22 protein-coding genes are annotated in these 25158 nt (G+C 64.4%); 11 read left to right on the forward strand and 11 right to left on the reverse strand.

The genetic code is table 11. The features are described 5' to 3' along the window. Nucleotides 1-39: 39 nt before the first annotated feature. Nucleotides 40-1530, reverse strand: a complete 1491-nt coding sequence (locus tag CK489_RS28940) for an efflux transporter outer membrane subunit (RefSeq protein WP_095734748.1) — start codon at nt 1528-1530, stop codon at nt 40-42. 418 nt (nt 1531-1948) lie between these two features. Here CK489_RS28940 and CK489_RS28945 point away from each other — a divergent pair, with 418 nt between their 5' ends. Continuing rightward, nucleotides 1949-2350: a DUF2177 family protein gene (locus CK489_RS28945; protein WP_095734749.1), complete on the forward strand. Its 402-nt coding sequence runs from the start codon at nt 1949-1951 to the stop codon at nt 2348-2350. Here the strand turns inward: CK489_RS28945 and CK489_RS28950 are convergent. From CK489_RS28950 to CK489_RS28960, 3 genes are read right to left on the reverse strand one after another with little or no spacing between them, the layout of a single operon-like run. Next, nucleotides 2339-3154 (reverse strand): DUF1295 domain-containing protein, encoded by an 816-nt coding sequence (locus CK489_RS28950; RefSeq protein ID WP_095734868.1) that lies wholly within the window; start codon nt 3152-3154, stop codon nt 2339-2341. The genes CK489_RS28945 and CK489_RS28950 overlap by 12 nt on opposite strands. Nucleotides 3155-3177: 23 nt before the next feature. Beyond that, nucleotides 3178-3828, reverse strand: a complete 651-nt coding sequence (locus tag CK489_RS28955) for a ChrR family anti-sigma-E factor (protein ID WP_095734750.1) — start codon at nt 3826-3828, stop codon at nt 3178-3180. Continuing rightward, on the reverse strand, nt 3825-4412 hold the full coding sequence (locus tag CK489_RS28960) for a sigma-70 family RNA polymerase sigma factor (RefSeq protein ID WP_095734869.1): 588 nt from the start codon (nt 4410-4412) through the stop codon (nt 3825-3827). The genes CK489_RS28955 and CK489_RS28960 overlap by 4 nt, the downstream gene beginning before the upstream one ends. A 256-nt stretch (nt 4413-4668) precedes the next feature. On the opposite strand from CK489_RS28960, the gene CK489_RS28965 reads away from it, so the two are divergent. From CK489_RS28965 to CK489_RS28980, 4 genes are all read left to right on the forward strand, one after another. Then, entirely contained in the window at nt 4669-6003 is a 1335-nt protein-coding gene (locus CK489_RS28965) for an NAD(P)/FAD-dependent oxidoreductase (RefSeq protein WP_198961062.1), read from the forward strand. Continuing rightward, entirely contained in the window at nt 6000-6803 is an 804-nt protein-coding gene (locus tag CK489_RS28970) for a DUF1365 domain-containing protein (protein ID WP_095734752.1), read from the forward strand. The genes CK489_RS28965 and CK489_RS28970 overlap by 4 nt, the downstream gene beginning before the upstream one ends. Then, nucleotides 6793-8031, forward strand: coding sequence for an SAM-dependent methyltransferase (locus CK489_RS28975; RefSeq protein WP_245350537.1), 1239 nt, complete (start codon nt 6793-6795; stop codon nt 8029-8031). The genes CK489_RS28970 and CK489_RS28975 overlap by 11 nt, the downstream gene beginning before the upstream one ends. A 233-nt stretch (nt 8032-8264) precedes the next feature. Beyond that, nucleotides 8265-9299, forward strand: coding sequence for a cysteine synthase A (locus CK489_RS28980; RefSeq protein WP_050626464.1), 1035 nt, complete (start codon nt 8265-8267; stop codon nt 9297-9299). Nucleotides 9300-9348: 49 nt separating this feature from the next. Here CK489_RS28980 and CK489_RS28985 read toward each other — a convergent pair whose 3' ends face one another. Genes CK489_RS28985 through CK489_RS29000 form a run of 4 tightly spaced genes read right to left on the reverse strand, consistent with a single transcriptional unit; the run spans nt 9349 to nt 13865 of the window. Further along, complete coding sequence (locus CK489_RS28985; RefSeq protein ID WP_050626463.1) at nt 9349-10089, reverse strand: amino acid ABC transporter ATP-binding protein; 741 nt, start codon at nt 10087-10089, stop codon at nt 9349-9351. 11 nt (nt 10090-10100) lie between these two features. After that, nucleotides 10101-11621, reverse strand: coding sequence for an amino acid ABC transporter permease (locus tag CK489_RS28990; protein WP_095734753.1), 1521 nt, complete (start codon nt 11619-11621; stop codon nt 10101-10103). Next, a complete protein-coding gene (locus CK489_RS28995; RefSeq protein ID WP_095734754.1) occupies nt 11618-12823 on the reverse strand; it encodes an amino acid ABC transporter permease in 1206 nt (401 codons plus the stop codon). Before CK489_RS28995 ends, CK489_RS28990 begins: the two co-directional genes overlap by 4 nt. Before the next feature lie 25 nt (nt 12824-12848). Further along, the gene (locus tag CK489_RS29000; protein WP_095734755.1) at nt 12849-13865 is read right to left on the reverse strand and encodes an amino acid ABC transporter substrate-binding protein; all 1017 of its coding nucleotides are present in this window, start codon (nt 13863-13865) and stop codon (nt 12849-12851) included. Between the two features lie 328 nt (nt 13866-14193). Here CK489_RS29000 and metC point away from each other — a divergent pair, with 328 nt between their 5' ends. The 5 genes from metC (at nt 14194) to CK489_RS29025 (ending at nt 20002) form a co-directional block, all read left to right on the forward strand. Beyond that, nucleotides 14194-15390 carry a cystathionine beta-lyase gene (gene metC, locus CK489_RS29005; protein ID WP_095734756.1) on the forward strand — a complete coding sequence of 399 codons (1197 nt, stop codon included), beginning with the start codon at nt 14194-14196 and terminating at the stop codon, nt 15388-15390. A gap of 289 nt (nt 15391-15679) precedes the next feature. Next, nucleotides 15680-16486: a Flp pilus assembly protein CpaB gene (gene cpaB, locus CK489_RS29010; RefSeq protein ID WP_095734757.1), complete on the forward strand. Its 807-nt coding sequence runs from the start codon at nt 15680-15682 to the stop codon at nt 16484-16486. A gap of 13 nt (nt 16487-16499) precedes the next feature. Next, nucleotides 16500-17966: a type II and III secretion system protein family protein gene (locus CK489_RS29015; RefSeq protein WP_502694151.1), complete on the forward strand. Its 1467-nt coding sequence runs from the start codon at nt 16500-16502 to the stop codon at nt 17964-17966. Nucleotides 17967-17996: 30 nt separating this feature from the next. Then, nucleotides 17997-18737, forward strand: coding sequence for a CpaD family pilus assembly protein (locus tag CK489_RS29020; RefSeq protein WP_095734758.1), 741 nt, complete (start codon nt 17997-17999; stop codon nt 18735-18737). Next, nucleotides 18734-20002 carry a CpaE/TadZ family protein gene (locus CK489_RS29025; RefSeq protein ID WP_095734759.1) on the forward strand — a complete coding sequence of 423 codons (1269 nt, stop codon included), beginning with the start codon at nt 18734-18736 and terminating at the stop codon, nt 20000-20002. The genes CK489_RS29020 and CK489_RS29025 overlap by 4 nt, the downstream gene beginning before the upstream one ends. 24 nt (nt 20003-20026) lie before the next feature. Here the strand turns inward: CK489_RS29025 and CK489_RS29030 are convergent, their stop codons facing one another. Both CK489_RS29030 and CK489_RS41045 read right to left on the reverse strand, forming a co-directional pair. Beyond that, nucleotides 20027-20851 carry a tetratricopeptide repeat protein gene (locus tag CK489_RS29030; RefSeq protein ID WP_245350538.1) on the reverse strand — a complete coding sequence of 275 codons (825 nt, stop codon included), beginning with the start codon at nt 20849-20851 and terminating at the stop codon, nt 20027-20029. 140 nt (nt 20852-20991) lie between these two features. Then, nucleotides 20992-21237, reverse strand: coding sequence for a PilZ domain-containing protein (locus CK489_RS41045; protein ID WP_021079298.1), 246 nt, complete (start codon nt 21235-21237; stop codon nt 20992-20994). Nucleotides 21238-21572: 335 nt separating this feature from the next. On the opposite strand from CK489_RS41045, the gene CK489_RS29035 reads away from it, so the two are divergent. Then, on the forward strand, nt 21573-23255 hold the full coding sequence (locus tag CK489_RS29035) for a Na/Pi cotransporter family protein (protein ID WP_095734760.1): 1683 nt from the start codon (nt 21573-21575) through the stop codon (nt 23253-23255). Between the two features lie 18 nt (nt 23256-23273). Here the strand turns inward: CK489_RS29035 and CK489_RS29040 are convergent, their stop codons facing one another. Continuing rightward, complete coding sequence (locus tag CK489_RS29040) at nt 23274-25007, reverse strand: M23 family metallopeptidase (protein ID WP_158226519.1); 1734 nt, start codon at nt 25005-25007, stop codon at nt 23274-23276. Between the last annotated feature and the right edge of the window lie 151 nt (nt 25008-25158).

Below are 25158 nucleotides of genomic sequence, written 5' to 3' on the forward strand. Positions count from 1 at the left end.
CGCGGCGCGGTGCTTTTCTAGTCATCCGTCGAGTCGGGCTTAAAGAGCATCGACCGGTCTTTCCATCTTCGGTTCCCAGCCGCCCCCTAAGGCCTGATACAGGCTCACGATCGCCAATAGCCGGGCCAGTTGGGCCTGCGAATAAGCGTCTTCCGCCTGGAACAGCGTCAGCTGCGTGTTTAGCACAGTTACGATGTCGGCGGTGCCGGCCCTGAGCTGCTTCTCGGCCAGGTCGAAGGCGCGCCGTGACGACGACAGCACGTCGCGCTGCAGCTGCAGCCGCCGCGTCGTCTCGCGGATCGCAACCAGCGCGTTGTCGACGTCGGTGAAGGATTGGATGACCGTCTTGCGATAGGTCTGCAGCAGCTCGTCCTGCTTCGCCTTCGCGTTCTCGAAATTGCCGAGGATCCGGCCGCCGTCGAAGATCGGCTGGGTCATGCCGCCGACCAGGTTGAAGAAGGCCGCATGCGGCTGAAACAGCGAGACCAGCGCCTGACTCTGATAGCCGCCTGTCCCGGTCAGCTGAATGCTCGGAAAGAACTGCGCCCGCGCGCTGCCGACATTGGCGGTGGCGGATGCAAGCTGCGCCTCCTGGCGTCGGATGTCGGGACGCTGGGTCAGCAATTCGGACGGCAGGCCCGGCGTGACCCGCGGGATCGCAACCGAGTTGAGCGAGCCGCCGGCGACGCGCACAGCCTCCGGCGGCCGCGACACCAGCACCGCGAGCGCGTTGATGTTCTGGTCGAGCGTCTGCCGCAGCGGCGGCACCAGCGCGCGCTGGTTGGCGAGCACGCTCTCCTGCTGCGCCACGTCGAGGTCGGAGCCGGTGCCGGCCTTGAAGCGCTCGTTGATCGCATTGAGGATGCGCTCGGCGCTGGCGATGTTGCGCTGCGCGGTGCGCAGCCGGTCCTGGGTGGCGAGAACAGTGAAATAGGCGTTGGCAACGCTCGCGAGCGTGGTCAACGCCACCACCTCGCGATCGAACCGGTTGGCGACGGCGGTCTCCTCCGCAGCCTGCGCGGCATCGCGGTTCTGGCCCCAGAAGTCGAGCTGATAACTGGCGCTGAGCGAGGCGTTGTAGTTCACCACCTCGCGCCCGCCATTGATGAGACCGCTGGCGCTGGAGCCGGAGGTGCGGGAATAGGTCTCCGATCCATTGAGATTGACGGTCGGCAGCAGCGCCGCACCGGCCTGCCGCGCCAGCGCATCGGCCTGACGAAAACGCGCCACCGCCGCGGCGATGTCGAGGTTGACGGTCTGCGCCTCCTCCATCAGCTGCGTCAGCTCCGTGGAGCGAAAGCCACGCCACCAGTCGAGCGTCGGAAGCGCGTCGCCCGGCCGGCCAAGCCGTGCGGCCTTATAGCCCTGCGGCACATCGAGCGCCGGATCAGGGATGTCCTGGGTCAGAATGCAGCCGGCTGAGCTCGCGACCAATCCGAGCGCGACGAACGCGCGTCCCGCCAGCCGTCGCACGCGGACGGCGAGGCCGAACCGGCCTCCAGTCACCGTCACGGATGCTTGCTGGGTCACACCCGTTCTCCGCCGGAGCCAGCCTTCGCCCGTGGCGCACGGGCGACGCGTTCAGCGGTGGTCTGGGTGACGTACACGGGGTAATGCTTTCAATGGAACCTGCCTGTCCCATCCTACCCTTGGGACGATAGGGCGGACAGCCCTGTCACGAATGCGCGACGTTGCATCGCAAGCGATTCGACGCCACCCTGATTGTTGGCTTTTCCCTATTTTTACAGCATTTCCGCGCGTTTCGGAGCCGTGCCGGAAGTCACGATTCTAACAAAGATTTCATGGGGATTTCTCGGCCCTGTTGCGCCGAATCCGCAGCGTCCGGCGCCCTGCCCGGCACCCCGATGATCCAGACCCCGCGATCCGTCGTTACCTCTAGAGATTCGCTGCTTGCGGCCGATAGCGGCGTTCAACCTTCGGACCCGACATGACCTACCTTTACGCCTATCTGTCGACACTGACAGTTTTTCTGCTCTGCGACATGGCATGGCTTGGAACGATGGCGAGCCGACTGTATCGCCCGACCCTCGGCGACATCCTGTCGGTCGAGGTCAACCTGCCTCCGGCGATCGTGTTCTATTTAGTCTACCCGGTCGGGCTGGTGGTGTTCGCCGTACTTCCGGCCCTGAAGTCGGGAAGCCTTGGCTCGGCCGCGCTGAGCGGCGCGCTGCTCGGTTTCTTCAGCTACATGACCTACGATTTGACCAACCAGGCGACATTGCGAAACTGGACCGTCCAGCTCACTTTGCTCGACGTCACTTGGGGGACTTTGCTGGGTGCGATTTCCGCGACGGCGGCATATCTGGTGACGGCGAGGCTAGCGGCCTGACGTCAGCTTCGGAAACGGAAGGAATGCCCGGGTCCGCGCCTGCACGTCGCGGAACTGCAGGCCGCGCGAACGCAGCATGTGCTGTTCGAGCGGCGGCACGCCAGACACGTGGACCAGAACCCAGTACATGCAGGCCGGTGCCAGGAGCGTGATCCAGCCCGCCGGATATGAGGCGTCGATCGCGATCAGCGGATAGGCCAGCCAGCACAGCCATTCGAAGAAATAGTTCGGATGGCGCGACCACTTCCAGAGCCCGGTCTCACAGACCCGCAGTCGATTGGCGGGATCGGAGCGGAATTTGCGCAGTTGCGCGTCGGATAACGCCTCCCCGATCAGGCCGGCCAGAAGCAGCAGCGCACCGATCAAATCCGCAAACCCAAGTTCGGGTCGCGGATTATGTGCGGCGAGCGCGACCGAGACCGCCAGGAGCAAACCAACTGCCGCCTGCGCCTGCAGCTGCAGGAACATCCGCCGGCCGGCCGTGGCGCCCCATTGATCAATCAGGTCGCGATAGCGCGGATCATCACCGGCCTTACAGGTTCGCAGCAGCAGATGACCGCCGAGCCGGAGCGACCAGATGGCGACCAGGATCGCGACCACAATCTGCCGCGCGCTGGCCGTGCCCTCCGGCGGAACCGGGATAAGGCTGGCAAGGCAAGCGACCAAGCCGGTCCCGAACGTCCAGCAGACATCGATCCATCCCGTGGCCCCGGTCCGGCGCTGAATGAACCAGGCAATCGCCATAACCGCAGACAACGCGAGTGCCATGACGACGAATTGGAGGATCAGCGGGAGCAGGCTCATGGCGCAATCTTCCGCGAGCAGCGTCACATCCGGATCAACGGCTGCAACAGGCGGCCGAGCACTCCATTGAGCTTCAAATCGCCCTGCATTGCGACCAGGCAAATGCAGTCGTCCACGGAGTCGATCCTGATATCGTGATCGACCGACCCGTCCCCCAAGTCGAAATCTCCGGGGCCGAACTGGCCGCCGGCGTGAACGAAGCTTCCCGACAGCACGCAGGTCATCTCAAAGCCGGTGTGCGTGTGCTCGATCATTCTCGTTCCCGGGCTGGACTTCAGCAGAAAGACGCGCGTCGCGCTCGGCTCGGGTAACCGGATCGGCCGCAAATGCACCTTTGGCGCAATCCATCGCCACGAGCTGTCGGGATAGCTGCCCAGAAAGTCCGGCAAGCCCGGCACATCGCTGAATGCCCGCCCCCGGCGCTGCACAGGAGCGGAAGTCTCCGATGCCTCGTCCAATCTGCGCTGCAAGGCTTCAAACGATCCGTCAGACATCGCGGACGGAGGCAGTGCAGCCAGCACCGCGCCGCCAACATGCTCCATCGCCCGCACCGCTCCGCGGCACTTGGCACAGCCGACCAAATGGGTAGCAATCGCAACGTGCTGGCCAAGATCGATCGTACCGGCTGCGAATGCGCCCAACAGCTCGTCCGGGGGGTGATGATGGACGGTCATGAGAAGTCATCCAGCAAGTTGCGGAGCCGTGCCATCGCGAGCCGCAGGCGCGATTTGACGGTGCCGAGCGGAATATCCAGCGCCCTTGCGATCTCCGCATGGGCCGTTTCGTGAAAGAAAGATAGCTCGACCACCCTCACCTGCTCGTCCGGCAACAACGACAGTGCGTCCCGGACCCGCGCCTCGATCTGAGACGTCGCAATTCCCGCATCAGGCAAGGGCCCTTCATCACGCTGAAACTCAAGCTCCGTCTCGGACGTATCGCTGGCTGGAGTTCGCTTCTGACGACGGAGCGCGTCGATGCGCAGGTTGCGTGCGATCGTGAATATCCAGGCTGCGGCACCAGCGCTTTTGGGATCGAACAGACTGGCCTTCGACCACACCAGGAACAGGGCCTCCTGCGCCAGTTCGTCGGCAAGCTGCTCGCTCGCACCCGAGCGCTGCATGAGCGTCTTTATACGCGGCGCAAAATGCCGAAACAGCGCAGCGAAAGCCTCGCGATCCCTTCGAATCGCAACGGCTTCGATCAGCCGGGCCCAACGGGCCGCATCCGACGTCTCATTGTCGGGAGTTTCATTCAGCATGCCGCGCGGGCACTCCCTGTCGTTACGGGCTATGCGACCGCAGTACCGGATCGCACCCGGCCTGACCAGACCGGCAACCCCGGAGATATGTCGTACGGCGGTTTGCATGCAACAGGAACGCCGTCCGTCTGCAGTTGGATCACTGCCGGTGATCCAACCCTCAAGACCAGTCGTTCCTATCCATGACACCGGCCTGCGCAATGGGCCGGCGCGCTCGTGGATCGAAAAGGGATAATCGTTGAGGACCGACGGCAAATTGAACGTCGCCATAGTCGGAACCGGCATTTCCGGCCTTTCGGCCGCCTGGCTGCTGAGCCAGCGGCACGATGTGACCGTCTACGAGAAATCCGATCGGATCGGCGGGCATTCCAACACCGTGACGGCGTCCCTTGGCAGCCAGCGAGTCGCCGTGGATACCGGCTTCATCGTGTTCAACCGGAAAACCTACCCTAACCTTACCGCGCTGTTCCGGCATCTCGGCGTTCCCACGCGAGCTTCGGAAATGTCGCTCTCGGTTTCTCTTGACCAGGGCGATCTGGAATATTCCGGGAGCGGCCTATCGGGCCTGCTGGCCCAACCTGCCAATCTGTTGCGCCCGCGCTTTTGGTCGATGCTGCGCGACCTTGTCCGGTTCTACGATCGGGCGACACGTGATGCGGCGCTGTTGCATGACGAGACGATCAGCCTCGGCGACTATCTCGCGCAAAGTGGTTATGGTGCGGCGTTCCGCGACGACCATCTGCTGCCGATGGCGAGCGCCATCTGGTCGGCGCCCCCGGCGGACATTCTCGCCTTTCCCGCGGCGACCTTCATTCGTTTTCACCATAATCACGGACTGCTTCAGCTGACCCGGCGGCCGCCATGGGAAACCGTGACCGGCGGCAGCCAAGTCTATGTACAACGGCTGGTCCAGCCATTCGCAGACCGGATCAAGCTCGACTGCGGCGTGGTCAGGATACGACGATCGACGCGCGGCGTAACGGTGACCGACGTTCACGGCGAAACGCGATCATACGATCACGTCATCCTGGCAACACACGCGAATGAAGCGCTGTCGGTGATTGAAGCGCCGACGCCGGATCAATCCAGATTGCTCGGTGCGTTCCGCTACAGCCGCAACCTTGCCGTCCTCCATTCCGATCCAACGTTCATGCCGCGGCGGCGTCTCGCATGGTCGAGCTGGAACTATGTCGGATCCCGCGGCGAGTGCAGCGCGCCGGTCGGTGTCACCTATTGGATGAACCGGCTACAGGGCATCCCCGAGCATTTGCCGCTGTTCGTCACGCTCAATCCTGCTCGTCCACCGCGCGCGGACACGCTGCATCAGACGGAGGTCTACGAGCACCCGATCTTCGATTCAGCCGCGATTGCTGCGCAGCGCCGGCTGTGGTCGCTGCAAGGCGACGGAGGCATCTGGTTTTGCGGCGCGCATTTCGGCGCCGGCTTCCACGAAGACGGGCTGCAATCCGGGCTTGCGGTCGCTGAGCAACTCGGCAGCGTGCGCCGGCCGTGGATTGTACCGAACGAATCCGGACGCATCACGCTCGCGACCGATGCCAGATCCTTGCCCGAACCGGAGCTGCAGCCATGACGCTGCGCTCTTGCCTGTATCGCGGTAGCGTGATGCATCGGCGGCTGCGTCCGACATCTCATCGCTTTCGCTACCGCGCGTTCTGGCTGCTGCTCGATCTCGACGAGATACCGGCGCTTCCCGCGCGCCTGCGGCTATTGTCGCACAACCGGTTCAACCTTTTCGCGCTGTACGACAGCGATCACGGTGACGGCAGTGCAACGCCACTTCGCGCTCAAATCGAGCGGCAGCTCGGGCAAGCGGGTATCGACCTGGCCGGCGGACCGATTCGATTGTTCTGCATGCCACGGACACTCGGCTACGACTTCAATCCCCTCAGCCTGTATTTTTGTTACCGAGACTCGAATCAACTGGCGGCGATCGTCTATCAGGTTCACAACACGTTCGGCGAACGCCACGCCTATGTGGCTGCGGTCGACGCTCACGACGCGAGCATTCGGCACGACTGCAACAAGACCTTTCATGTGTCGCCGTTCATGGCCATGAACCAGAGCTATCATTTCCGCTTGAACCGGCCCGATGAGCATTTTGCGCTCGGCATCAGCGCGAGCGAAGGCGGCGAAACGATGCTCAGCGCGTGCCTAGCCGCGTCACGCCAGTCACTGAGCGACCGGACCTTGCTGGGGAGTTTCCTTGCGATTCCGCTGGTGACGGCCAAGGTCATCCTCGCGATCCATTGGGAGGCGGCAAGGCTTTGGCTGAAGGGCATGCGCATTCGCGAGCGCCCGAAGCGATCCGCGAACGGCATGACGCTCGCGACCAGATCATCGAAGCAACGGACAGATTTGCATGCGCACTGACCATCAGCAGACCGCACCCGCCTGGATGCCGGTCGAATGGCCGCCGGTGCTGCGCGCGACGATTGGCGTGCTGCTGCGGCGGATGCTCGGCCGGATCGATTGCGGCGAAATACTCGTGCAATTGCCAGGCGGACGCGGCGTTACGATCTCCGGCTCGCGCGGCGGAGAGCAGGCGCATATCAGAATTCACAGTTGGAAGTGCTTGCTGCGGCTGCTTGCCGGCGGCGATCTGGGCTTTGCCGAAGGCTACCTTGCCGACGAGTGGTCGACGCCCAACATTCACGCATTCCTGAGTGCCGCCGCACCGCGTTCGACCCACGAGGCCTCGTTCGAGCGGTTGAGACCTCCTCAGCCTCTCACCTGGCTTCGCCATGCCCTGCTCAATCGCAATACCAGGCGCGGCAGCCGGCGCAACATTCGTGCCCATTACGATCTCGGCAACGATTTCTACCGCCTCTGGCTCGACCCGAGCATGACCTATTCATCGGGGATCTACACCTCGCCCTACCAGACCCTCGCGCAAGCTCAGCAGGTCAAGCTCGATCGAGTCGCCGAGCTGCTCGAACTCAACGGCGGCGAGAATATCCTCGAGATCGGTTGCGGTTGGGGCGCGTTGGCACGGCATTTGATCGAACGACACCACTGTCACGTCACCGGACTGACGTTGTCGACCGAGCAGCTTGGCTACGCGCGTGAGAAGCTGGCAGCCCAAGGCCTTGCCGACAAATCAGACCTGCGGCTCGAGGACTATCGGGACACCGACGGCCGCTACGACCGAGTCGTCTCGATCGAGATGCTGGAGGCGGTCGGGGAAGCCTATTGGCCGCTGTTTTTCGACAAGCTGCGGCAACGCCTCGGTGCCGGCGGCGTCGGGGTGCTGCAAGTGATCACGATCGATGAGCGTCGCTTCGAAGGCTATCGCAGGCGGCCGGAATTCATCCAGCGCTATATCTTTCCGGGCGGAATGCTGCCCACCATCGACATCGTCAAGCGGTTGGTGAGCAGTTCCGGATTGCGGCTGGTTTCAACCGAGTTCTTCGCCGACAGCTACGCGCGCACGCTGGCCGACTGGCACGACCGTTTCCTCGACGCCTGGGCCTCGATCGAACCCCTCGGCTTCGATATCAGGTTCAAGCGGATGTGGGAGTACTATCTGGCCTATTGCAGACTAGGCTTCGAAATTGGCGCCCTCAATGTGGGGCTGTACAAGATCGAGCGATCATCCTGAATTGGGCTCGTACAGCAAATCTGACGTCGCTCGCCCGAACTGCAGCAAGATTTGGCCGGATCACGGGGCATTCGCCAAACGAGCGTTCCGGCGGGTCTTGATCGGTCCCGGCAACCGGTTAACACAGATCGCCACACGAAATTCGCCGCACTGCAAAAGCCTTCCCCTTTTGCCGTCGGCACACTAGTTTCCGGCCAGAGCAAAACACTGACCGGCAAAAGATTACCCCCGACATGGCATTCAACAAAGACGTCATCGAAGCGATCGGCAACACCCCGCTCATCAAGCTGAAACGCGCATCCGAACTGACCGGCTGCACCATTCTCGGCAAGGCCGAATTCATGAATCCCGGCCAGTCGGTCAAGGATCGCGCCGGCAAGGGGATGATCCTGGAGGCCGAAAAGCGCGGCGATCTGAAGCCGGGCGGCCTCGTGGTCGAATCGACCGCAGGCAATACCGGCATCGGGCTCGCCGTCGTGGCGAGCGCGCGCGGCTACCGCACCCTGATCGTGATTCCGGAGACGCAGAGCCAGGAAAAGAAGGACATGCTGCGGCTGTGCGGCGCCGAACTGGTCGAGGCGCCGGCGCTGCCCTATTCCAATCCGAACAACTACCAGCATCTCGGCAGGCGTCTCGCCGATCAGCTGCGCAAGACCGAGCCGAACGGCGTGCTGTTCGCCGACCAGTGGAACAACCTCGACAATCCCAAGGCGCATTATGACTCGACCGGGCCGGAGATCTGGCAGCAGACCAACGGCAAGCTCGACGGCTTCATCTGCTCGGTCGGCACCGGCGGCACGCTCGCCGGCATCAGCCGCTATCTGAAGGAAAAGAACAAGGACATCGTCACTGCCTGCGCCGATCCGCACGGCTTTGCGATGTACGAACTGTTCAAGAACGGTCAGGTCAAATCGACGCCCGGCGACTCGATCACCGAAGGCATCGGCCTCGGACGCAAGACGCCTGTTATCGAGACCGCGAATGTCGACGATGCGTTCCTGGTCTCCGACGAGGACGCCGTGACCATCATCTATGAGCTGCTGGAGCACGAAGGCTTGTGCCTCGGCGGCTCGACCGGCGTCAACATCGCGGGCGCGATCCAGCTTGCCAGACAGCTCGGCCCCGGCAAGACCATCGTCACCATCCTCTGCGACTCCGGCAACCGCTATCAGTCCAAGCTGTTCAACCCAGCCTTCATGCGTTCGAAGAATCTGCCGGTGCCGGAATGGCTGGAAAAGCGCAGCAAGATCGAGCTGCCGTTCGTCTGAGTGGTGAATGGCGAACAGAGCGAATCCCTGTTCGCCACTCCCAATTCGCTCATCTCAAGATCTGACTCAGGAACAGCTTCGACCGTGCGTGCTGCGGGTTGGCGAAGAATTCCTGCGGCGTGTTCGACTCGATGATCTGGCCGGCGTCCATGAACACGACGCGGTTGGCGACCTCGCGGGCGAAGCCCATCTCGTGGGTCACGACCAGCATCGTCATGCCCTCCCTGGCGAGATCGACCATGGTGTCGAGCACCTCCTTGACCATTTCCGGATCGAGCGCCGAAGTCGGCTCGTCGAACAGCATCACCTTCGGGTTCATGGTCAGCGCGCGGGCGATCGCGACGCGCTGCTGCTGACCGCCCGACATCTGGCCGGGAAACTTGTTGGCCTGATGCGGAATCTTGACCCGCTCGAGGAACTTCATCGCCATCGCCTCGGCATCCTTCTTCGGGATGTTGCGCACCCAGATCGGCGCCAGCGTGCAATTGTCGAGCACGGTGAGATGCGGGAACAGGTTGAAGCTCTGGAACACCATGCCGACCTCGCGCCGCACCTCGTCAACCCGGCGCAGGTTCGGGCCGAGTTCGATGCCGTCGACAACGATCTCGCCCTCCTGGAATTCCTCCAGCGCGTTGATGCAGCGGATCAGGGTCGACTTGCCCGAACCGGACGGACCGCAGATCACGATCCGCTCGCCCTTGCCGACCTCGAGGTTGATGTCCCGCAACACATGGAAGTCGCCGTACCATTTGTTGAGCGTGGAAATGTTGACGATCGGGGTTGTGGACATGGTGACCTTGTTCAGTGGCGGCGGTGAGCGTTGAGCCGGTTTTCGACGAACAGCGAGTAGCGCGACATTCCAAAGCAGAACACGAAATAGATCATCCCGGCAAACGCGAAGCCGGTAAAGGCCGTGGTCGGCGTCGACCAGTTCGGGTCCGAGAACGACGCCCGCAGCGAACCCAACAGGTCGAACAGCGCCACGATCGACACCAGCGAGGTGTCCTTGAACAGCGAGATGAAGCTGTTGACGATGCCGGGAATGACGTAGCGCAGCGCCTGCGGCAGCACGATCAGCGACGTCGTCTTCCACCAGGACAGGCCGAGCGCCGATGCGGCTTCCGCCTGCCCGCGCGCCACCGCAGCGAGCCCGCCCCTGATCACCTCGGCCATGTAGGCGCCGGTAAAGATCGCGACACCGATCAAGGCGCGCAACAGGCCGTCGACGGCGAAATTGCCCGGCACGAACAGCGGCAGCATGTAGGTCGCGAAGAACAGCACCGTGATCAACGGCACGCCGCGCCAGAACTCGATGAAGGCGATCGAGAAGATCCGGATCAGCGGGATGGTCGAGCGTCGGCCCAGCGCGAGCGCGATCCCGATCGGCATCGAGGCGACGATGCCGGTGATCGCGATCACCAGCGTCACCAGCAGACCGCCCCACAGCCGGGTGTCGACGATGGGAAAGCCGCCGCGATCGAGCCCCATCAGCTTGATGCCGGCAGCGATCCCGGCGAACGTCAGCAGGCTGCCGATCAGTGCCCTGTGGCCGGTGCGCATGCCGCCTCCGAGCACGAACAACACGGCGGAGACGATCACGGCGGTGAGGAGGAAATCACCCCAGACCGGCGCCGAGGAAGCCTGTAACTGATCGCGCAGCCAGGTCAGCGGAAAGATCAGCCAATGGATCAGCAAACCGACCAAGACGAGCAGCTTGCCCAGGACCCACAGCAGCGGGGCGATCGCCGAACTCTTGCTGAGATTGACCAGCAGATCGCCGGCGCCGCCGATGCTCTGCTCGAACAGCTCGAACAGGCCGGCAGTCCAGCTCATGCCGAAGCCGGCGATGCCACCGCCGTGCAGCAGGAAGAACGCCACCACAGGAAACGCGAAGAAGAACAGGCCGGAGTTCAGGGCCTTCGCCGGCAGGCGTGGCATCAGCAGCGGCAACAGCAGCGCGGCGCCGAGCCCGTAAGTCAGATTAACGCGCCAGCGCTGGGCTTCCGGATAGAAGCCATAGATCAGCTGCGTCAGCTTGGCTTGAATATAGGGCCAGCAGGCGCCGACTTCGTGCCCCGCCTTTTCGGCGAGGCAGGCGGTGCGATCCTTGCCAGTCCAGATCGCGTCGACCAGCAGGAACTTGATTGCCGGGATCACGATGTACCAGGCCAGCAAGAGCCCGAGGATCGTGAGCAGGATGTTGCCCGGCGAATTGAGCAGCCGCGTGCGCAGGAAACCGATGAAGCCGGTGGTCTTTGCCGGCGCCGCGCGCTCGGCGACCAGGTCCTGGCGGACAAAGGACGAGGCGGAGATATCCGTCATGCCGCCATGCTCCGGTTGATGCGCCAGCCATAGACGCTCATCAGCGCGCTCGTCGTCAGCGAGAGCAGCAGGTAGACGCCCATCGTCATCGCGATGATCTCGATCGCCTGGCCGGTCTGGCTCACCGCGGTGCCGGCGAAGACCGAGACCAGATCCGGGTAGCCGATCGCCACCGCCAGCGACGAATTCTTGGTGAGATTGAGGTACTGGCTGGTCAGCGGCGGCACGATGACGCGCATCGCCTGCGGCACCACGATCAGCCGCAGCGTCGCGGCACGGCTGAGGCCGAGCGACGAGCCCGCCTCCATCTGGCCCCTGTGGACCGACATGACGCCGGCGCGGACGATCTCGGCGATGAAAGCCCCCGTGTAGGTCGACAACGCGACCGTCAGCGCAACGAATTCGGGAATGATCCGCGCGCCGCCGGCGAAGTTGAAGCCTTTCAGCTGAGGCAGCTCGAACTTCAACGGCTCGCCGAAGACCAGCATAGAGACCAGCGGCAGACCGACGAGACAACCCAGCACGTAGGGCCAGATCCGGATCATCTGTCCGCGCTGGAACAGGGCACGCCGCGCGTAATGTCGCAATCCCAGCGCCAAGATGATCCCGACCGCGAGCGCGGCGACGAACGGATAGAGCCCCGGCTCGGTGACCGGCTGCGGCACGACCAGGCCGCGATTGTTGAGGAAGAACGTATTGAAGATCGAGATGCTCTGCCGCGGCGCCGGCAGCGCCCCGAGCACCGCGAGATACCAGAACAAAATCTGGAACAAGACCGGCAAATTCCTGACGATCTCGACATAGATGCCGCCGATCCGCGACAGCAGCAAATTGGGCGACAAGCGGCACAACGCCACGATGAAGCCGATCACGGTGGCAAGCACGATTCCGATCACCGAGACCAGAATCGTGTTCAACAGGCCGACGAAGAACACCCGCCAGTAGGTGTCGGAATTGTTGTAGGCGATCAGGCTCTGATTGACATCAAAGCCCGCATTGTAATTGAGGAAGCCGAAGCCCGACGCGATGTGCTGGGTCTCCAGGTTCGTGCGTGCATTCGCCACGATCTCGTAGGCGATCCAGGCCAGGATCGCGGCGAAGGCAATCTGGGCGGCCAACCCGTTCCAGCCGGCCTTGCCGCCAAGCGCACGCTTCAGCCTGAGGGCAAATTGCAGCGGTGGTTTGCGGGGCGCGATGCTCATCGCGGCAGTCGTCGGCCGGGATCGATCAGCGGATCGGCGGCGCGTACTGGATACCGCCCTTGTTCCAGAGATTATTGACGCCGCGAGCGATACCGAGCGGAGAGCCGGTGCCGACATTGCGCTCGAAGGTCTCGCCGTAATTGCCGACCGCCTTCACGATCCGCACCACCCAGTCCTTGGTGAGGCCCAGCTGTTCGCCCAGATTGCCGTCGGTGCCGAGCACCCGCTTCATCTCCGGCTTGTCGGATTTGAGCATCGTATCGACGTTCTTCTGGGTGATGCCGAGTTCCTCGGCATTGATCATCGCAAACAGCGTCCACTTCACGATGTCGAACCACTGGTCGTCACCGTGGCGCACCATCGGCCCCAGCGGCTCCTTGGAGATGATTTCCGGAAGCACGATGTGATCGGCGGGGTTCGCGAGCTTCAGACGGCTGGCATAAAGTCCGGAGGCATCGTCGGTGAAGACGTCGCAGCGACCGGATTCATAGGCCTTGACCGCTTCGTCGATGCTGCCGAACGCGATCACCTCATACTTCATGTTGTTGCCTTTGAAGAAGTCGGCGAGGTTCTGCTCCGTGGTGGTTCCGGTCTGCACGCAGACCGAAGCGCTGTTCAGTTCGAGCGCCGAATTGACCTTGAGCGACTTCTTCACCATGAAGCCCTGCCCGTCATAATAGGTCACGCCGGTGAAATTGGCGCCGAGCGAGGTGTCCCGCGACACCGTCCAGGTGGTATTGCGCGACAACACGTCGATCTCGCCGGACTGCAGCGCGGTGAAGCGATCCTTGGCCGACAGCGGCACGAACTTGACCTTGGTCGGGTCGTCGAGCACCACGGCGGCGATGGCCCGGCACACGTCGACGTCGATTCCGGTCCAGTTCCCCTTGTCGTCGGGTGCCGAAAATCCGGGCAGGCCCTGGCTGACGCCGCAGGACAGCTGGCCCCGATCCTTGACCGTCTTGAGGGTTTGCGCCGAGGCCGCCTGGACCGACAGGACGGCGGCAGCGGCAAGTGTGACAGCCAGGGATACGCGTTTCATGGGCGGGGCCTTTCAGGGTCGTCCGTTGGACGTTTGCTTTGTGATCGCCTCGCGTTCACGGGCCATCCCAATGATCCCCTGCAGCAAATAGTGCTGATCAAACCGGCAGTTTGGCGTGCAACCGGTCAGGCAACGGATCCTAGGTCGCGGCAGGCCCCTCAACGTGCGGCGACGGGTAGTTGCGCCGCATCATATAGCGACTGGCGAGCCGGGTCAAGGGGTTGACGCATGTCTTCTACCTCTTGTTAGTAGCAACTCCCGGCGCGGCCCCGTCTTCCCGACGCGGTACGGCTGCGGCAAAAAGTCTAAAGTCCAACGGCAGCGAACCATGACCTCCTCCGACGGCTCCACGCCCTCCCGCCCACAAGACGCCGCGACCCGCCTGGTCACGGCCGGCCGCGACACCAAGGCCCAGAAGGGCTTCGTCAACCCGCCGGTCTTCCACGGCTCGACCGTGCTCTATCCGACCGCCGAGGCGCTGCACGCCCACCGCGCCGAATTCACCTATGGCCGCCACGGCAGCCCGACCACGCGGGCGCTGCAGGACGTGCTGATGGCGCTGGAAGGCCCGCAATGCGCGGGCGTCGGCCTCGCCCCTTCGGGACTGGCGGCGATCAGCACGACGCTGCTCGCCGTCCTGAAGGCTGGCGACCACCTGCTGGTGTGCGACAACGCCTATCGGCCGACCCGCAATTTCTGCGACAATATGCTGAAGCGCTACGGCATCGAGACCAGCTATTTCGATCCGCTGGTCGGCGCCGGCATCGAGACGCTGTTCAAGCCGAACACCCGCGCGGTGCTGGTCGAGGCGCCCGGTTCGCAATCCTTCGAGATGCCCGATGTCCGTGCGATAGCGGCGGTGGCGCATGCCCGCGGCGCACTGGTGATCGACGACAACACCTGGGCGACGGCGCTCTATCACCGCTCGCTCGAACAGGGCGTCGACATCAGCATGCAGGCCGGCACAAAATATATCGGCGGCCACTCCGACATCATGTTCGGCACCATCGCGGCCAATGCCGAGGCCTGGCCGCTGGTTCAGGAGGCCATCCGCCTGCTCGGCGTTTGCGCCGGTCCCGACGACGTCTATCTCGCGCTGCGCGGGGTCCGCACGCTGTCGGTGCGGCTTGCACAGCACCACCGCTCCGGGCTCGAGATCGCGCGCTGGCTTGGCGCGCGGCCCGAGGTCGCGCGCGTGCTGCACCCTGCCCTGGAAACCGATCCGGGCCATGCGATCTGGAAGCGCGACTTCACCGGCGCCTCCGGCCTGTTCAGCATCGTACTGAAGCCGGCACCGCAGGCCGCCGTGGATGCGATGCTCGATGCGCTCCAGTTGTTCGGCATGGGCTTTTCCTGGGGCGGCTTCGAGAGCCTCGCCATCCCGTTCGACTGCAGCGACTATCGCACCGCGACCAAATGGTCGCCGGGCGGGCCGACGCTGCGGCTGCATATCGGGCTCGAAAATCTCGACGACCTCAAGGCCGATCTCGATCGTGGCTTTGCCGCGCTGAAGGCAGCGCTCTGAGCCTGTCGCGCAGGCTCGTGCGTTAGACGACATTAACCACGGCCGACCGGCCGTGATGTCCGCGTTGCGGCCGACGTCCGCGCGCGTTGCAGACACACGATCTCCGGGATTCTGCGGAGATGCGACGAACGCCGATAACCCGCCGTTCACCATCCCCACCAATCCCTTAATTGTCCGGACCTTCCATCAAGTTCCCTTATACTTTTGCGGCCGTAGTGATGCTCTCGGGAAGGGCTGTCAGTGCCGCAAGGACGTGACTGCCCGGCGTTAAGGGCATTCAGACAATCGCATGAAGACGGCACGCATCGTGGTCCTCGGCATCGCCGGCGTCGCAGGCCTCGCGGCCATGTATCTGGCGAGCACAGGCGATCGCAAACCGGCGCCGGTCGCGGCGCCAGTGGTACAACTGCCGACCGTCGAGGTGCTGGTGGCGAAGACCGACATCGGACTTGGTCAGTCGGTCAAGGCTGAAGACGTGCAATGGCAGCGCTGGCCGGCGGAGACCGCCAGCAGCGCATTCATCCGCCAGGACGCCAATGCCAACGCGATGAATGACGTCATCGGCTCGATCGCACGCGCCCCCTTCATCGTCGGCGAGCCGATCCGCGAGCAGAAACTGGTCAAGGCCAACGGAAGCGGCTTCATGGCTGCGATCCTGCCCTCCGGCATGCGCGCGATCTCCACGGAAATCTCGCCGGAGACTGCCGCCGGCGGCTTCATCCTGCCGAACGACCGCGTCGATGTGATCCTGTCGCGGCGCGACAAGAATCCCGATCAGGTGCAGGGCGGCGGTCGCGACATCATCACCACCGAAATCCTGCTGTCCAACGTCCGCGTGCTGGCGATCGACCAGGCGCCGAAGGAAAAGGACGGCAACAACTCCCTCGTCGGCAAGACCGTGACCCTCGAGCTCAAGCCTGAACAGGCTGAGACGCTCGCGCGCGCGCGGCAGAGCGGCACGCTGGCGCTGGCGTTGCGCAGCATCGCCGACGTCAACGAGAAGACCGACGAGACCAGCGATCATGCCCCGAAGCGGGGCGAGAGCATCAGGGTGGTGCGTTTCGGCATCCCGAGCTCTCAGACGACACAGAAGTGATGGGGGCTTCGATATGACCACGGATGCAAAACAACTGGCGATGCGGACCACGCTGGTCCGTTCGCTGTCGATCTCGGCGGTCACCGCCCTGATGCTGATCCCTGCCCTCGCCAGCGCGAGCGATCCGGACAAGAACGCGGATGTCGCGGTGACGAGCAGCATTGCCGCCAAGACGCGGTTCGTTTCGCTCGGCGTCGGCAAGTCGGTGGTGGTCGACCTGCCGCGCGAGGCCAAGGACGTTCTGGTCGCCGATCCCAAGATCGCCAACGCCGTGATCCGCTCGGCCCAGCGGGCTTACATCATCGGCTCGGCGGTCGGCCAGACCAACGTGGTGTTCTTCGACGCCGACGGCAACCAGGTCGCCTCCTACGACATCGCGATCAAACGCGACCTCAATGGCATGCGCGCCGCGCTGAAACAGATGCTGCCGGGCGTGCAGATCGAGGGCGTCGGCGAGAGCGTGGTGCTGACCGGCACGGTAGCAAGCCCGGTCGAGGCCCAGCAGGCCGGCGATATCGCCGCCAAGCTCGTCGGCGGCCCCGACAAGGTCGTCAACTCCATCGTGGTGCGCGGCCGCGACCAGGTGATGCTGAAGGTCACCGTCGCCGAGGTGCGCCGGGACGTCGTCAAGCAGCTCGGCGTCGACCTCACCGCCAACATGAACTACGGCACCGCCGCGGTGGTCTTCAACAACGCCAACCCCTTCACCGCCAACAACGGGCCGCTCACCAGCAACGTGCTGACCGGCGCGGCGCTGAACAAGCTCGGTGTGCCGACCGTCACCGCGACGCTGCGGGCAATGGAGAGCGCGGGCGTCGTCAAGACGCTGGCCGAGCCGAACCTCACGGCGATCTCCGGCGAGTCCGCGACCTTCGTCTCGGGCGGCGAGTTTCCAATTCCGACCGGCGTGACCTGCCAGACCTCGAGCACGGGTACGATCGGCAATTGCGTCCAGACCGTCAGCTTCAAGAAGTTCGGCATCTCGCTCAACTTCACCCCGGTGGTGTTGTCCGAAGGACGCATCAGCCTGAAGGTGATGACCGAGGTGTCCGAAGTCTCGATGGACAACGCGCTCACCGGCGGCCAGGGCGGCACGACCATTCCCTCGATCAAGACCCGCCGCGCCGACACCACGCTGGAAGTGCCCTCCGGCGGCTCGGTCGCGATGGCCGGCCTGATCCAGGAGCAGACCAAGCAGGCCATCAACGGCATGCCCGGCGTCGATCAGATCCCGGTCCTCGGACAGCTGTTCAGGAGCCAGGACTTTGTCAACAACGAGACCGAGCTCATGGTCATCGTGACGCCCTATGTGGTGCGCGCCGTTGCGCAGAAGGAATTGTCACGACCCGATGACGGCTTCGCCCCGGCCTCCGACGCGCAGTCGGCGCTGCTGGCGCGCGTCAATCGCATCTACGGCGTTGCCGCCCGTGCCGAGCCGATCGGCGCCACGCCGGTCAATTTCGGCTTCATCATCGACTGAGGCGCGGACCTGAAGGGGTTGGGGGATCCTATGACGACACGCAACACACAAGCAGGTCACGCGAGAACGTTGTCGCTGTTCGGCGCGCTCGTCACCACGGCGATCGCGCTCGGCGGCTGCAATCTGACGGGCGATGTCGTTACCGGCACCGTGCCCGACGACTACCGGCAGCGGCATCCGATCGCGATTACCGAAGGCGAACAATCGATCGTCGTGTTCGTGGGCCGCGCCCGCGGCAATCTCACCGAGACCCAGCGCGATGACGTCATGGGGCTCGCCCGCAGCTGGCGCCGCGAAGGCACCGGCGCGATCGCGGTCGACGTGCCGGCCGACACCGCGAACGCGCGCTCCGCTCAGGCGGTGTACCAGGAAATCCACGGCGTCCTGGCGTCGATGGGCGTGCCCGCCCATGCCATCACCAGGCGCTCCTATCGCCTCGACGATCCGCGCGCGCTGCCGACCATCCGCCTCAGCTATCCCAAGATGGCCGCGGTCGCCGGGCCCTGCGGCACGTGGCCGGCCGACCTTGGTCCCTCGATCTACAATCCGGCTTACAACGAGAACAAGCAGTGGGACAATTTCGGCTGTGCCACCCAGCGCAACCTCGCCGCGATGGTTGCCAATCCGTCCGACCTCGAACAGCCGCGGACCGAGACCGCATCCTACACCCCGCGCCGGTCGATCGCGTTCCAGAAATACAGCAAAGGTGAGACGACCGCGACCACCTATCCAGAAGCCGATAGAGCCAAGCTGAGCGACGCCGCGAAATGACCGAACAACAGGACGAGCCACAGCACTCCAACGACCACATCGCGCCGGCACCGCGGATTTCCGTGCAGGCGTTCTGCGCCAGCGTCGCGACCGCCGCCACGGCGCGCGCTGCCGCTGACGACCGCCGGCTTGCCAAGGCTCACCTCTCCGTCCACATGGGCGGCATCGCCGCTGCCATCGATGCCTATCACAAGGCGCCGACGCCCAATGTCATCATGCTGGAGACCGAGCCTGACACCGATTTGCTCGCCGCGCTCGACGAGCTCGCGACGGTCTGCGATCCCGGCACCCGCGTCGTCGTGCTCGGCGCGCCCGGCGAGACCGCGCCGTATCGCGAATTGGTCCGGCGCGGCGTCAACGACTACGTGATCGGGCCGGTCAAGGTGCTCGACATCGTGCGCTCGATCTGCGGCCTGTTCTCGTCCTCCGAAGCGGTATCGGTCGGCCGCCTGATCGCGGTCGCGGGCGCCAAGGGCGGCGTCGGCGCCTCGACCATTGCCCATAATGTCGCCTGGACCATCGCGCGCGATCTCGGTCTGGATTCGGTCGTCGTCGATCTCGACCTCGCCTTCGGCACCGCCGGGCTCGACTACAACCAGGATCCGACACAGGGCATCGCCAACGCGGTGTTCGCGCCGGAACGTCCGGACAGCGCCTTCATGGAACGCCTGCTTGCAAAATGCGGTGACCATCTCAGCCTGCTGGCGGCCCCGGCCACCCTCGATCAGGTCTACGATTTCGGCGCGGAAGCCTTCGACGCGATCTTCGATACGATGCGCATGACCACATCCTGCATCGTGCTCGACGTCCCGCATCAATGGACCGCATGGACCAAGCGCGTGCTGGTCGGCGCCGACGACATCCTGATCGTTGCCGAGCCCGACCTCGCCAACATGCGCAATACCAAGAACATGATGAACCTGCTCAAGGCCGCGCGTCCGAACGACCGGCCGCCGCTCTACTGCCTGAACCAGGTCGGCATGTCGAAGCGGCCCGAGATCGAGGTCAAGGACTTCGCCAAGACGATCGAGAGCCAGCCGATCGCGACCATCCCCTTCGATTGCAGGCTGTTCGGTGAAGCCGCCAACAACGGCCAGATGATCGCGGAAGTCTCCGCGCGTCACCGCACCACCAGGACCTTCCTGCAGATCGCGCAGCGCCTGACCGGCCGCCCCGATCTCGCCGAGACCCGCGAATCGTTCCTGTCGCCGATCCTCAGGAAGCTGCAGTCGCGCCGCGGCGACGGACGCCGCGCTGCAGGCTAGCTTCAATCCAGGGCGCTGAACGGCCTAGTCGCGACGGCTGGCCGCGACCGGGATCTTGTCCGGCTCGCTGCGGCTCGCGTCCCTGCGCGCCAGGAGCCGCTTCAACACCGCGACATTGGCTGAGCCCTGCTCCGGCGGCAGATCGGCCTTCATGATGGTTTCCGCCTCGGACTGGCGACCTTCCAGACCGACCACGACAGCGAGATTGGTGCGTACTCGCATGTCGTCGGGGGCGCGCTCCCGGGCTCGACGCAGCGTCTCCTCGGCCTTCGGCAGGTCTTTCGACAGCAGGTAGGACAGGCCGAGATTGGAGAGCACCGAGGCATCCTCAGGCACGATCTTGAGGGCGCTCGCATAATATTGGCGGGCCTCCTCGTGGCGCTCGAGCTGGTCGAGCACGGCGCCCTGTGCCGACAGGATGCGCCAGTCCGGGTCTTCCGGCGTGTGGGCGCGCCCGAGCACGTCGAATGCCTGTTGGAAGTTGCCGTTGTCGGCGAGCGCCCGTCCGTAGCCGGCGAGCAGCGCCTTGTTGCTGGGCTGCGCCAGCACCGCCTGCTCCATGACGGCGACGGCCTGCGCGCGCTGGCCGGTGGCGCGGAGCGCACGGGAATATTTCAGCGCGGCGTCGGTGTCCTTGGGATTGGCGCGGACCCGCTCGTGATAGGTCGCGATGTCGCGCCGGGGGTCGGCGGGAGCCGGCGTGGCCTCAGCGGTATCGCCCAGTGATCCGGTGATGTCGGACGGACCCGAGGTCTGACAGGCGGACAGGCCGATCAGCAAGATCACAGCGGATACCGAGCCGGCAAGACGATGCATGCGGCCGGAAGGTCGGGTTGGTTTCTCAGACATCAACGAGACTCGGAACAGCGAAGGTTCCGGGATGCTCACAGCTTAACCCTAAGTTCCGGTTAAGGATGCCATCATCTCGCCGTCATCCGGCCCAGAAGCGCGACTGCCCGCCTTGGCGGGCATCAGCCCTGGTGGCGGAGTCAGTCCACGAACTGGGCGCCGAATTCGTGCCCGATCCGCCAGGCCAGACGGCACTGGCGCGGGCTGCCGCTCGAAAGGATGATGGTGAATTCCGGCGGTATCTCCAGATATTCGGCGATCACCTTGACGCCGCCGGCCGAGATGTCGGTGATCATGCAGTCGCGCGGCAACGACCCTGTGCCCAATTGAATTTTCGCGACGCTCCGGCACTCACGGCGTTCGCTCTTGCGGCGATTGACAAACATCCTGATCCCCAAGCCTTGCTGGACAGCTTCTCGTTTCTACCGTCATAACGGGGAAAGATTGGGAACTGCCTAGCGGATCCCATCGCAATTGAACGGTCATCTCTAGGATTCGTTTACCGGGCTCGACCGGTCGCCGTCCGATCTGGGCCAGGGGACCCGTCCGCGGGTTGGGCCAGTCCCGGCCCCGGAAGCAAGCCGCCACAATTGGCAGGCTTCTTCGTTGCAACCTCTTGCTTCTCTCTTCGGTTCCAGCGGGAACAAAGGGGTTGATCGCGGGTCAATTGGCCCTATAGCGTGACCCCTTCGACTCGAATTTGCCGGGATATCCAGGACGTATGGGAAGTCTTGTTCTGCTTGATCTGATGGGGGGCGTCGCGCTCCTGCTGTGGGGCCTGCACATGGTCCATAGCGGGATCCTGCGAGCCTTCGGGCCCGATTTGCGGCTGTTGCTGGCGAGAGCGCTGCGCAACCGGTTCACCGCCCTCGGCGCCGGCCTCGGCCTGACCGCCCTGCTCCAGAGCTCGACCGCGACCGCCCTGATCACCAGTTCCTTCGCCGCCGAGGAGATCGTCAGCCTGGTGCCGGCGCTAGCGATCATGCTCGGCGCCAATATCGGCACCACGCTGATCGTGCAGGTGCTGTCGTTCAACGTCGCAGCGGTGGCGCCGGTGCTGTTCATCGTCGGCCTCGTCGCATTCCGCAGCGGGCCGCGCTCCCGGATCAAGGATCTCGGCCGGGTCTCGATCGGCCTCGGCCTGATGCTGCTCGCGCTGCATATCCTGCTCGATACGATGGCGCCGGCCGAGAATGCCCCGGGCGTGCGCGTGTTCCTGAACGCGATCACCGGCGATCCCGTGCTTTGCATCGTGATCGGCGCTGGTGTGACCTGGCTGGTCCATTCCAGCGTCGCCAGCGTGCTGCTGGTGATGTCGCTGGCCTATTCCCAATTCATCTCTCCCTATGCCGCGTTCGCGCTCGTGCTCGGCGCCAACCTCGGCAGCGCCATCAACCCGTTGATGGAAGGCGCACGGCGCGACAATCCGGCGAGCTACCGGCTGCCGGTCGGCAACCTCGTCAATCGTGTCGTCGGCATCCTGCTGGTGGCGCCGTTCCTGCGCCCGATCACCGAGACCATCAGCGCCTGGCAGCCCGATCTCGCCAAGGCGACCGCGCTGTTCCACATTGCCTTCAACGTTGCGACCGCGCTTCTGTTCATCGGCGTGCTCGACCACATGGCGAGGCTGCTCGAGCGGCTGCTGCCGAAGCGGGCACAGGAGACCGATCCGACTCGGCCGCGCTATCTCGACGAGAGCGCACTGGAGACGCCCTCGCTCGCGCTGGCCGATGCCGCGCGCGAGGTGCTGCACATGGGTGACCACACCGAGGCGATGTTGCGCAAGGTGATGGCGGCGATGCTGACCAACGATCGCGCCCTGGTCGACCAGGTGTCGAAGATGGACAACACGGTCGACCGGCTCAACGAGGCGATCAAACTCTACGTCACGAAGCTCACCCGCGGCAGCCTGGATGAGCGCGAAGGTCACCGCGCCATGGAGATCGTCGCGTTCGCGATCAACCTCGAGCACATCGGCGACATCGTCGACAAGAACCTGAGCGAGCTCGCGACCAAGAAGATCAAGCATCGCCTGCAGTTCTCGGCCGAGGGCGCCGAGGAATTGTCGGCATTCCACAAGCGCACGATCGATTCGCTGCGGATCGCGTTCGGCGTGTTCATGTCGGGCGATGCGAACGAGGCGCGCAAGCTGCTCACCGAGAAGGCGGCGCTGCGCGCTGCGGAACTCGCCGCCGTCGAACGCCATTTGGAGCGGCTGCGCGAGGGTCGGCCCGAGACCATCGAGACCACGTCGCTGCATCTCGACGTGCTGCGCGACCTACGCCGCGTCCATTCGCATATCTGCTCGGTCGCCTATCCAGTGCTCGATGCCGCCGGCGAGACCGCGGTCGATCGCGAGAATGCGGCGGAAGCAGCCGAACTCCCGGCGCCCGGGCGGCTCTGATCCGACATGCCTTCCCGGCTAGGTCGGCGGCCGATGTTCGGGGCCAGGCTGGCGCTGTGGAAACGCCGAGGCGGCGGCGAGCTCGTCGATGCTGTCGCGCTGGCGATCGAAGACGCCAAGGAGATCCCCTTGCAGCACCCGGCCGCCTGACAATTTCATCCGCAGCGGATCGACATTGCGGCCATTGATCCGGACCTCGTAATAGAGATGCGGTCCAGTCGAAAGCCCGGTCGATCCGACATACGCAATCGTCTCGCCCTGACGAACGCGGTCTCCGATCTTCAGCCCGGCCGGGACGCCCGCGATGTGGGCATAAGTGGTCTCGTAGCCGCGATCGTGACGCACGCGGACATATTTCCCGTAGCCTCGTTCATAGCCTTCGGTCTCGACGACGCCGGCGCCCGCGGCCGCGATCGGCGACCCATAGGGAGCCGCAAAATCGACGCCCTCATGGAAGCGGCGGTCGCCAAGGATCGGATGAATGCGCCAGCCGAAGCCGTCACCGAGGCGCCCGCTGACGACCGGCTTGCGCAACAGAAACTTGGTGATGGATTGGCCATCCGCATCATAGAAATCGGAGCTGCCGTCATCCGGCGCCGTGAAGCGATAGTAGCGGCGCGTCTGGCCACCCGCCGTCAAGTCGATGAAGACCAGCTCCGGTTGGCCGATATCGTTGGGCGCGTAGATGATCTCGGCCGAATCGCTGTCACCGAGCGGCTCGTCGAGGTCGAAATCGCGGCCACACAGCCGCATCAGTTCGGCAACGATCCCCTCGTCGACGTGATTGGAGCGCGCAAGCGCGTTGAGGCCGTCACGCAGCGTTTCGCCAGGCACGGCGTGCGTGCCGACCGACTGGCGCAGCACCCCCTCATTCCCCACGGCGACGTCGGGCAGTTCCGGCACGATCGCCTGGTATTGCCCGCTATCAGCGCGACCGACGGCGGCAACGCGGGCGTTCGCCCGCTCGATCGACACTTTGGCGATGTGGCTGCGTGGCGAACCGGCGTCTCCATTCTGTTCGACGATCGTGATCTTCTCGCCACCCGACAGCGTCTCGCCCTGCGACGGGAAAGCGGCAAGGATCGCCGGCGCATCCTGCGCCGCCGCGGTCAACGCCCGCAGGATGGCGGACAGCGTGTCGCCGGCTCTCGCAATGACGACGTGCCGATGGTGACGAGACGATGAAGGAGACTTCGGAAGGCTGGTGACATTGACGGCCTCACCAATCGGCGAAGGCACTCGCGGTACCTCCTCATCGGCGGCATAGGCGCTGGTCCCGCCCGGCAGTCCGCGACGTGATGGACCTGTCCGAATGATAGCTGGCAGTTCCGGCAGCGCACCCACCCGCTGGTCGTCCTTACCCTCTCTCGGTGCGTCGCGACGATGGTCCGGTTGTGGTTCGGGGTCGATCTCCGCGAGCCGCGCTGACACGCGGGTATATGGGCGGACCGCCCCCGCATCGCTCAACTGCTCGATCTTGAGCGCCGAGGAATCACCTTGTAGGCCGGGCCTGCGATCCAGACGATCGCCGCGCCGCGCCTCGTCGACCACCTGCCCCGTGAAGCGCGGAAGTGAGACGACCGGCGATGCTGCGAATCGCGCGCGATAGCCAAATGTTCCGCGAAGCGCGCCACCAAGCAGCGCGACGGCGGCGGTCCCGATCAGAATCGTTCCAGCCATCCAGCGGATGCTGACGGCCCGCCGGTCCGGCAGACCGCGCTCGCCGGTCAGCGGCGGCTCGTCAAGCAACATGACATCGCGGACGCTCGATCGATCACCAGCCGCTTTCCCCGGTTCGCCACGGCTGGTCATCGACGGCCCTCATCCCTTGGCGCATGGACTCAGGGATGCCGCCACGCCCACCACGAAACGTAGATGCCATACGCCTTGGGGCGATTGTTTG

The organism is Bradyrhizobium sp. UFLA03-84, from assembly GCF_002289535.1.
Lineage (GTDB): Bacteria > Pseudomonadota > Alphaproteobacteria > Rhizobiales > Xanthobacteraceae > Bradyrhizobium > Bradyrhizobium viridifuturi.